16 protein-coding genes and 1 pseudogene are annotated in these 9,142 nt (G+C 39.6%); 1 reads left to right on the plus strand and 16 read right to left on the minus strand.

Going from position 1 to position 9,142, the window contains the following annotated elements; all coding sequences use genetic code 11:
• Positions 1-6: 6 nt before the first annotated feature.
• From N178_RS19640 to N178_RS19700, 15 genes and pseudogenes are all read right to left on the minus strand, one after another.
• The gene (locus N178_RS19640; RefSeq protein ID WP_013057990.1) at positions 7-291 is read right to left on the minus strand and encodes a gas vesicle protein K; all 285 of its coding nucleotides are present in this window, start codon (positions 289-291) and stop codon (positions 7-9) included.
• On the minus strand, positions 245-532 hold the full coding sequence (locus tag N178_RS19645) for a gas vesicle protein (protein WP_013057991.1): 288 nt from the start codon (positions 530-532) through the stop codon (positions 245-247). The genes N178_RS19640 and N178_RS19645 overlap by 47 nt, the downstream gene beginning before the upstream one ends.
• A gap of 17 nt (positions 533-549) precedes the next feature.
• A pseudogene (locus tag N178_RS28055) lies at positions 550-1,172 on the minus strand (GvpL/GvpF family gas vesicle protein).
• Entirely contained in the window at positions 1,157-1,357 is a 201-nt protein-coding gene (locus N178_RS27655; protein WP_237758545.1) for a GvpL/GvpF family gas vesicle protein, read from the minus strand. The pseudogene N178_RS28055 and the gene N178_RS27655 overlap by 16 nt, the downstream one beginning before the upstream one ends.
• Entirely contained in the window at positions 1,358-1,624 is a 267-nt protein-coding gene (locus tag N178_RS19655) for a gas vesicle protein GvpG (RefSeq protein ID WP_013084016.1), read from the minus strand. It lies immediately after the preceding gene.
• Position 1,625: 1 nt separating this feature from the next.
• Positions 1,626-2,393 (minus strand): GvpL/GvpF family gas vesicle protein, encoded by a 768-nt coding sequence (locus N178_RS19660; RefSeq protein ID WP_045294303.1) that lies wholly within the window; start codon positions 2,391-2,393, stop codon positions 1,626-1,628.
• A gap of 14 nt (positions 2,394-2,407) precedes the next feature.
• Complete coding sequence (gene gvpN, locus N178_RS19665) at positions 2,408-3,334, minus strand: gas vesicle protein GvpN (protein WP_045294305.1); 927 nt, start codon at positions 3,332-3,334, stop codon at positions 2,408-2,410.
• A 28-nt stretch (positions 3,335-3,362) separates the two neighbouring features.
• Positions 3,363-3,629, minus strand: a complete 267-nt coding sequence (gene gvpO / locus N178_RS19670; protein WP_045294307.1) for a gas vesicle protein GvpO — start codon at positions 3,627-3,629, stop codon at positions 3,363-3,365.
• Positions 3,630-3,710: 81 nt separating this feature from the next.
• The gene (gene gvpA, locus N178_RS19675) at positions 3,711-3,977 is read right to left on the minus strand and encodes a gas vesicle structural protein GvpA (RefSeq protein WP_013057997.1); all 267 of its coding nucleotides are present in this window, start codon (positions 3,975-3,977) and stop codon (positions 3,711-3,713) included.
• Positions 3,978-3,996: 19 nt separating this feature from the next.
• Positions 3,997-4,350: a gas vesicle protein GvpQ gene (gvpQ, locus tag N178_RS19680; RefSeq protein WP_237758547.1), complete on the minus strand. Its 354-nt coding sequence runs from the start codon at positions 4,348-4,350 to the stop codon at positions 3,997-3,999.
• On the minus strand, positions 4,334-4,471 hold the full coding sequence (locus tag N178_RS27660) for a hypothetical protein (RefSeq protein WP_237758548.1): 138 nt from the start codon (positions 4,469-4,471) through the stop codon (positions 4,334-4,336). The genes gvpQ and N178_RS27660 overlap by 17 nt, the downstream gene beginning before the upstream one ends.
• A gap of 25 nt (positions 4,472-4,496) precedes the next feature.
• Positions 4,497-4,982: a GvpT/GvpP family gas vesicle accessory protein gene (gene gvpT / locus N178_RS19685; RefSeq protein WP_025751001.1), complete on the minus strand. Its 486-nt coding sequence runs from the start codon at positions 4,980-4,982 to the stop codon at positions 4,497-4,499.
• A gap of 60 nt (positions 4,983-5,042) precedes the next feature.
• Entirely contained in the window at positions 5,043-5,303 is a 261-nt protein-coding gene (gvpA, locus tag N178_RS19690; RefSeq protein WP_013058000.1) for a gas vesicle structural protein GvpA, read from the minus strand.
• A 448-nt stretch (positions 5,304-5,751) separates the two neighbouring features.
• The gene (locus N178_RS19695; RefSeq protein WP_045294309.1) at positions 5,752-6,237 is read right to left on the minus strand and encodes a general stress protein; all 486 of its coding nucleotides are present in this window, start codon (positions 6,235-6,237) and stop codon (positions 5,752-5,754) included.
• A gap of 98 nt (positions 6,238-6,335) precedes the next feature.
• Positions 6,336-7,556, minus strand: coding sequence for an MFS transporter (locus tag N178_RS19700; RefSeq protein WP_045294321.1), 1,221 nt, complete (start codon positions 7,554-7,556; stop codon positions 6,336-6,338).
• A 109-nt stretch (positions 7,557-7,665) separates the two neighbouring features.
• Here N178_RS19700 and N178_RS19705 point away from each other — a divergent pair, with 109 nt between their 5' ends.
• A complete protein-coding gene (locus N178_RS19705) occupies positions 7,666-8,532 on the plus strand; it encodes a LysR family transcriptional regulator (protein ID WP_045294311.1) in 867 nt (288 codons plus the stop codon).
• Between the two features lie 27 nt (positions 8,533-8,559).
• Here N178_RS19705 and N178_RS19710 read toward each other — a convergent pair whose 3' ends face one another.
• Positions 8,560-9,039 carry a DUF2798 domain-containing protein gene (locus N178_RS19710; RefSeq protein WP_045294312.1) on the minus strand — a complete coding sequence of 160 codons (480 nt, stop codon included), beginning with the start codon at positions 9,037-9,039 and terminating at the stop codon, positions 8,560-8,562.
• Between the last annotated feature and the right edge of the window lie 103 nt (positions 9,040-9,142).

A 9,142-nucleotide genomic window follows, 5' to 3' on the forward strand; every position in this document is an offset into this window, starting at 1 on the left:
GACCGCTTAAAGCAGGCTGCCTAGCGGTCCAAGATCAATATTTAAATCTTCTGCGTCCAGACCGAACACCTCTTTCAACTCGTCCATTTTTTCTTCTAAGTTCATTAGTGCAATTCCTAAGTTTTCAATTTGTTCGTCCGTCAACGTTCCACCCTCCACCCGCCTCATGGCATGACGTTCAACGATTTGCCTCAATAGCTCAATAACTGTCATCACAAGCTGCGCTAAGCCTTGTTCAGCTTGATCAGGATCCAAGTGGATTCGTCCATTTGCTTGGCTGACCGGTTGCATCCATTAATTCCTCCTTTTGTTTATCAAATTGTTCAGAAGTGATCGGTTTGCGATTTCCTTCTTTTGCTTGCACCAGCGTTTCAACCGAAGAAATAAGCACCCGCAAATCCAAATACACTAAATCGACGCCGGCTATGGAAATGATTAAGTCTCCTTTAATGGCGACTCCTTTATCTAAAATGACATCTAAAATATCAATAAGAGCAATATCTTTATTCTCCATGGATTGTTTAAGAGACATACTGTTAATTCCTCACTTTACGCAAAGCTCGAGAAATGATAGGGCGGCCATGGTCCCGTCACTTCAAATTTCCAGCCTTTATTTTCAAGCTTTTGCTGAAGCTCTTCTATTTCGTTTACAAACTTAGTGATCTGCAGAGACGGGAGAAGAAACACGCTGTTCCACGCCATCTGTTCAGCTGCACCCGTTACGTCCTTGCTCCAATTCTTTTTAACAGAGTCATAAAGCGACAGTTCTTTGAGCTTGTCATGTATCTCTTCACACACTTTATTTTTGTGAAGCTCTAGTTCTCTTTCAATCAGCTGATCTATTTTTTCTTTTCAAAAAACTGTCTCCCTGGTGATAATTCACTAATTTCTTGTTTTTTCGCTTTCACGCTTTCATTCGTTTCGCTGATTCCTTTTTTAAGCTCTTTATCATCACAGTAAATCTTCACGTTCCACTCTTCATTTCCTTGAAGCAGGGTCAGTGAATTCTCTAGCTTTTCTTTGTTAATCTCAATAGCTGCCTGCAGACTTTCTTTACTTTTATAAATGGTGCAAAATTTTAATGGAATGATCGTAAATTCTTCGTACAAAGCGGCTACCGTTTCGTGATGATGAAATGCTTTTTCCTGCAGCCAGCTCATGTCCTGCTCCATTTTTTCTTAATCACTTCTTCTGAATAGGCGTCAGCATCCAGCTCAGAAACGACAGCCGTCACCTGATCAATCGTTATTGGGTACAGTGAATGTTCTCCGTCAAACCCTTTATAAGATGGAAACGACTCTATGGCTGCTGCTTCTTTTGTTGGAATTAAACCGTATAAATACAGTAATTCTCCCATCTAGGATTCCTCATTTCTTTTTTTTGTCAGCTCTTCCCATTGTTCAATTTCTCTGCGTTTCGCGATTTCGTACCTCATTAACAGCTCATCTTCTTTTTCTTGAAACGCTTCTTCCGGAATTTCACCAAGCTCAAACATCATTTGAAGCTGAATGAGTTTTTGCTGAATCGTCGGAAGGTCATATAGCTGTTTATCAGCTTCTTCCTGTACTTTTTCGCCGATTTTCACTACAAGATTAATAGGTGCGGTTACTAATTTGTGAAGCACGTTATTTCTCTTCTACTTTTAGGCGAATGTTTACAAAATTATAAGCAGGCCAAGGACCGCTGTAATGAAAATCGGCTTTATCTTTCCAGTTTTCATGCGCTTCATTCACTTTTTCATCAAACGTCGCTTCATCTTCTCGGTTAATTAAGAAAGATGCGTTTAAAAGCATTGTTTCGCCCGTTGGCTCATTTGCTTTTGCTGCTTCCGCTGCTTCTTCAAGCGGAGAGAACACATCTGTCTTGACTTCTTTTTGCAGGGAAGTAAACATTTTTTGAGCCATTCCTCCAAGCTGAATACGCTCATAATAACCGGCTGCTTCTGATTTTCCTTTTACGGATGCTGATACTTTTTCAAGCTCAGGATTTTCGTTTACTTTTTTCTCGAGCCATTCTTTTTTTCCAATTACTTTTAAACCGACTTCAATTTTTCCTTTGATGGCTGGAAACAGCTTTTCAAACTGCGGATAAAGGTTTTCTAAAAGAACTTTTACATCTTCTTTTGATTTGAATACATTTCCAAAACTGATCGGAATAACCGTATCATTTTTGTCCATGATCGCTGCTACCGCGTGTTGATGCATTAATAAATTTTGACGATTAGGATGATAAATTTTCATCGGTACTTCAGCTGCTACCATCGCCGCGTCTTTGTAGCGAATCAAAAACGTTTCAGCTTTTGTTCCTTCTACTTCTACCGATCCAAAATCTTCGTCTTTATCCGTTTGAATGGCGCTAAAAATATAAATGCCTGTTTCGTTTGTTTCACTCATGTTTTCAAGCTCCTTTACTTTTCTTCAGTGTCTATATTCTTACACTCTTCTAAAATGTTTTTTTCGGCTTTGCTTTTTGCATTTTTCTCGTCTAAACATTTGGTAAGCGGATGATGCAGAATATCCATACATAACGTTTGAAAATCTTCGTCATTTCCATCGATAGCAATGTCTTGCTGCGTGGCAAGAGTAGCGATCATGAGCGAAGCCCGCAGGCTAAGTCCGCTGCTGTTTTCGTCTCCAGAGCGGTTTCGAACGTTTGTTACGAGCGTTACAATGGCGCGCGCTTCGTCTTCTTCTACGTCCGTTTTCTCCGTTAAAATCGCTGTCTCTCTCTCGATATCTTTATAATCAATAAACATGGTAATTAGTCGATCAAGAAGCGCATCTTGCGTATCATATACGCCGGCATACTCAGCTGGGTTGCTTGTGAAGATGACGCGAAAATCGGGATGCACGCGTACAAAAGGATCAGTCATTTTTACTCCGTACAGCGGCAGCACGCCTTCTTCTAATATTGATAGAAAGATATTATTCGTTGCCGGCTTGGACCGAGTAAATTCATCATAAATCAGCGTATAGCCATTTTTTACAGCTTCAAGTAAACGGCCATCCTGCCAGTTTTCACTCACTTGTTCATCTTTTTTATAGACTGAACGAACGTACTGGTCGATCACTTTTTTACTCGTATAGCCCGTAAAATCGCCAATTAAATCTTTGTTGTTGAGCTCGTGATTCCCGTGCATCAGCATCACAGGACGCTTTCTCTTTTTAGCAAGCGCTCGCGCTAAGGAGGTTTTGCCTCCGCCGGCAGGACCTGTAAAATGAATGGAATAGCCGGATTTTAAATAGCTCAGCGCTCTTGAAAGAACCTCTTTTGTCTCGTCATCTTGTATAAAAGCTCCACTGCCTTTTTTCCTTTTGTCTGTTAAGACGGTCATTTTTACGTTCCTCCTGCCATCTTATCGTTTATGCTTCAATGCCAATGGCGCTTCTATATCTGACGTCGAGTCGTTTGAATGAAATGACTTCTTTTTCTTTATTTAAAAAGCACTCATATGTTCCGAGCATTTCATCTTTTGCGTACTTTTTCATATATTCTCGTTCTTCAATGACTTCAACAATAACTCTCCAGCCTTCATCTTCAGTAGTTTCCACCGAGGTAATTTTATGAGGAGGAGCTACGTTTTCAGCAAAAAAGTCGTTCACGGCTTGCATAATTTTTTTAATTTCCATCTTTATTAGCCTCCAATAGTTAAATCTAAAAGCTGGAACCACCCTTAAAAAAGGAGGTTCCGTATCATTTCATACTAAATACTAAATACTAAAACGCGGCTGTCCTTCACTTGAATTTGAACGTTCAGGAAGACCGTTTTCTTCTACGTCGTCACGAAGAAGCCCTACTGCTTCTGCATAGCGTAACCATGTATCAACACTGGCAATAACCACTCGTGCTTCAATTGTTAAAATTTCAATCCCTACAACAGACACTCTTGCAAAAGCATCAATAACAATCCCTTTATCTAAAATACGGTCAATGACTTCTGCTAAACTTGAACTATTAGTACTTTTTTGAATAGACATATCTCATTTCTCCTTTCGCTTATGATCCCATTGTTTTTAAATCTGTAGATGATTTAATATCATTGGAACTTTTAATCTTAGTAGAGCTTTTAATATCCGTTGCTTTTTTAATCTGATTTGCGCCTTTTATTTTCCACTTATTTTTTGACTTCTCTTTATCGTCTGAAGAAGAAACTTTTTCTTGAAAGTTTTCTCCAGCTTCTTTCACATCGCTAAGCTTATCTTTTACTGATAGTAAGACGTCTTGAAGCTTTTCTTTTGCGTCTTCCCCTTTGCCGTGTACCTTTTGGGCATTTTTTTCTTTTGTTTCCTGCAGTTTTTCTGACGCTTCATTTGCTTTTTCCTGCAGTTTCCCTTCAGTTTTTTTCGACAAATTTTTCTTTCGCTTTTTCTTTAACCTTTTCTTCTACCTTTTCCTTAACAGGTTCAGGCGTATGATCGATGATCTTTTTTCCTGCTTTTAAGGCTGCTTTCTCCACATCTTTTTTATCCATGAAATTCCCCTTAAGGACGGATATCTTACTTCTTCGCGTCCATGAGTTTGTTTAGCATCTCTTCAATGCGCTGCAGCTGGTCGTTCATATTTTTATTTTCTTCTTTTAGCTCTTCGTACTGAGACGTTTCCATTTCTGCGCTTTGGCTGACTTCTTCCTGCGAATCTCCCTGTTCATTTGATGCATCTTCTTTTTTCTTTTTAGGTGCCAGCAGCTTGCTTAAATTGTCTTTTTCAAGATAGCCTGTAGCCGTCTGTCTTAACGCTCCCATCGCTTGCTGCGTTAGAATATCCTGTGCGTTTCTTCTTAACTCTTGTCCTGTCGCACGTACAATTTCTGATTGTCCTAAGCGGCTGAGTACTTTTTTACTCGTTTGAGGACTTGAAAGAAGGCCAATTCCCGCTCCTACTACGCCTCCTAAAATAGCAAGATTTAAAGAGTTTTGCGTTTTTTCTTCCTGCTGCTGATTTTCTTGTTTTTCATTTTGCACATTATTATCAGTTGTTGACATGTTTCATCCTCTTTTCTCTTATTATTATTTATTTAATGAATTTTCTTACGATTAAAAGACTTAAAAGCTAAGCCCTGCACCTCGCTCTTCTGTTCGGCCAGGCAGCCCTTCTTCTTCTACTTTGTCGGTTAATAACCCGACCGCTTCTGCGTAGCGAAGCCACGTATCGACACTTGCAATAACGACTCGCGCTTCAATCGTTAAAATTTCAATTCCTACGAGTGATACTCGGGCAAAAGCATCGATGACAATTCCTTTGTCGAGAATTCGATCAATCACTTCTGCTAAACTAGAACTATCTGTACTTTTTTGAATACTCATTTTTAGCAGCTCCTTTCGAAATTTAGCTAAATGAATGATGCTACTAATCAACCTGCTTAACTTTTTAAGTAAACATACTTTTGAAATATACTTTTTAACCATCTTTCAAACATGAATAATTTGCTAAAAATTAATTCTTGAAAATAAATTAGAAAATTATTCTACTTCGTATAATAGTTTACAGTTAATTTATGGATGTATTTTGCGCATAAATCCCGTTGTTAAAGCTTTTATTGAATTTCAAATTCCAAAATAAAACAATAAATACATTATTGTTACAATAATATTACATTATAATTTAAGGCATATTATTACTCGATACACCATGACATATTTTGATATTTTTAACTATTATGGAATATTATTGTACGTCAATTTCACCTAAACAAAATCAGCGCATAAAAAAAGCTGCCGCACTGCAACAGCTTTCTCCTACATATCATACGTTCTATAAAATCATTCCGGTTAAAGGCGCTTTCGGGTTTCCATCATGATCCCAGTCTTCTTTGTCTACTAAAACAAGCAGGCTGCCTTCTTTAACAGAATCATTATAGTGCTCGGCCTGCTGTTTTGGAATTCCCATACCGACTAAAATACCTGACAGACCTCCTACACTCGCACCAGCTGCTGCACCTGTTAATGTAGCTACAATCGGACCAGCCGCTACAATTGGACCTATTCCCGGGATTGCAAGAGCGCCGGCACCTGCTAATATTCCGGTCAAGCTCCCTAGCGTACCTCCGGTAAGCGCTCCAGTTGCTGCGCCTTCTGCTTTTGTATGCGTTTCTTTCTGAACTTTTTTAGTCTTTTTATGTTTACCTATGATAGATATTTCTTCTGATGCGTATCCTTCTTTTTTTAAACTCTCTACAGCATGAATTGCTTCTTGTTCCGTTTCATATACTCCCACAACATTCTTAGCTTTTGCTTCCATACTATCTCCTCCTCATTAATGTTGTGTGTACCCGAGAGCATTACTTTGAAACGTTTTACAGAGTAAGTATTCCTAAATAAATAACGCCAAATCACTTTTCATTTAGTGACGTTTTTATTTAAAAATGAATGAACTCGCTCTTTTTTTAACCATATCCCTCCACAAGCAATGAAGCATGCAACCGTACTAAAAGCCAACGCGTAGCTCCGGAACCAATCCACAAGGAGCCCAAACCAAATCGGTGCGAGCACGATGGCAAATTGATTGAGCGTTAACGCAATGCTTACCGTTAAACCAATAAAACGATCATCGGCTTTTTCTGCTATTAACACGATAAACAAACTAAACCAGCCAATTGCAAAAAAGCCAAGGCTGAAACAAACTGCAGCTAGTAGCCAAAAAGGCAAAGTAAATCCAATATAAGAAATAGCTATGATTAGTCCTACAGTCACCCAAACCGTCGCTTGCAAAGGTGTTCTTCGATTTCCGTTATACACATGATCGCTTAGCCAGGCTAAAGCAATTCTTCCAATCATTCCCCCTAACAGCGTGACGCTCAGCAACATGCCCGCTGAAGCAAAATCCATCTTTATGGCTTTCGTTAAATAGCTTATAAAGTGCGCCACAATGATCATTTGAAGGGAAATCATTGAAATACCTACAAAGAATAAGGAATAGAGCGTTTTATCTTGAGAAATACGCATGATTTTTTGACGAAGCGTAAATGTTTCTTTTTTTTCTGGCGATGATGGGTATTCTCGATAGAATACTAAAAAAAGAAGACCGCCCCCAATAGCTGCCGCAGCCTGTACGAGAACAGCCCCATGCCACCCGTATTGATAAAATAACAGCGGTAATGCCGCGGAAGCAACAGCGCCTCCAATGGGAATTCCCGTTTGCCGAATCCCCATGGCAAGGCCTCTATGATGAGAAGGAAACCACTTCACTACGGCTTTACTTCCTCCTGGCTGTGCTGTTCCATACCACACGCCCGCTGCAAGAAGTACGCCTGTTAGATACAAATAATGATCGGCTCTATAGGCAAAAAGCATGCTTACCCCCAGCAAAATAGATCCTCCTCCTACAAGCCATCTTTCTCCATAGCGATCCATCCAGTTTCCAAAGAACAGCATGGAAAAAATTGGACCAATTTGAACGGCTGATACGAGCAGTCCTGTTTGAAACTGCGATAAATCATATATTCTTTGCCAAAGCGCTGCCAATGGTCCTACCCCATACGTGACAAACGTTGCACACGCCTGAGAAAGCGTGGCAATAAATAAAATCATCCACTTATAAGAAGCTTTTTGTCTGCTCATTTTCTCTCCTCCACCTTTACTTTCAGTGTAGAATAGCGGTGATATCATGTAAAATAAGCAATAAAGATAAAAGTCATCAATAAAAATGATAGCTGCAGGAGGAGATTTGATGGATATAAAAGATTTGCTTGTTTTTACAACGGTAGCAGAAGAAAAAAACATTTCAAAAGCTGCCAAAAGCTTAAGCTACGTGCAGTCGAATGTGACGATGCGAATTCAGCAATTAGAAGCGGAGCTGGGTATACAGCTCTTCCAACGAAGCGGTAAAGGGGTAACGTTAACTTCCAGCGGAGAGCTGTTGCATCGTTATGCTGAACAAATTCTTCGTTTAACCAATGAAGCCACGGCAGCTGTGCAAAGCAGCTCGCACACGCCGATAGGACCTTTAAAAATAGGTGCAACTGAATCCACCGCGGCTCTTCGGCTGCCGCCTTTGCTTTCTACTTATTGCACTGCCTATCCTGATGTAGACTTCATCTTAGAAACACATACAACCGATGTTCTTATTCAACTGGTTTTAGAACGAAAACTTGAAGGCGCATTTGTGGCAGACAGCTGTGACCATCCCGATCTAAACTCTTTATTTACTCGAGATGAAGAGCTTGTACTTGTGAGCCGGCATCCTCTTCCTTCTCTTTACAGCCTAAACGATATGAACCTATTAGCTTTCAGCAGCGGATGCGCATATCGACATACGTTAGAAATGCTGCTGACAAAAGAAGGGGTGTTTCCAAAACGCATATTAGAATTTGGTACGATTGAAGCCATTATTGGGTGTGTAAAAGCAGGTATGGGCGTAGCTGTAATGATGAAATCCATTGTATCTAACTATAATTCATTAACGTTAACTCCGCTGCCAGAGCCGTATAGAAAGGTTCCTACTTTTTTTATTACGCGAAAAGATGCCTTTGTATCGGCGGCTTTACGTGAATTTTCTTCTCTTCTGACTGAACAGCTTTGCACAACAAAACCCTAAGAAAATAGGCGTTCTTAGGGTTTTGACTTAAGCAGCGGCGGGATTCTTCTTAACAAATTTCATAAACAATCCGCGAACTAAAGGTCCCATAATGAGGAGCTGAAGCGGATAGGCTACGATAAAGTTTTTCATAACAATCAACGCATAGCTTGAAAGAATCGGCTCTCCGTCTAAACCTTTCGCAAGTGACATCGTAATTAATCCGTATACAGACATAGAAAGCACCATTCCAATCACCATACATGATGATAAAATCAACACGACTTTTAACTGTTTAGACTTATCAAATGGCAGTGAAAATGCTACTTTTTTTGCTACGGGTCCTACTAAGAAAGTTTCGATAATCATGGCAACTACAAATGTGATAACCAAATTCAAAATACCTTCTGCAAGTGTGATATGCCCGATGACATCATTTATGAACATGTTATACATCGTCATCACAAGCACCATCCCTCCGCACATCATCATTCCAAAATACATACTTTCTTTTTTAGTTGTTGGCACATTCCTCATCCTTTTCATGTTTTTTACTTGGCTTAGTATAGCTTTTTATCTTCCTTCTTCGTAAGTGAACATTTTGTGAACATTCATCTAAAAAAAATGCCTC

The sequence above is a fragment of the Priestia aryabhattai B8W22 genome (assembly GCF_000956595.1).
Lineage (GTDB): Bacteria > Bacillota > Bacilli > Bacillales > Bacillaceae_H > Priestia > Priestia aryabhattai.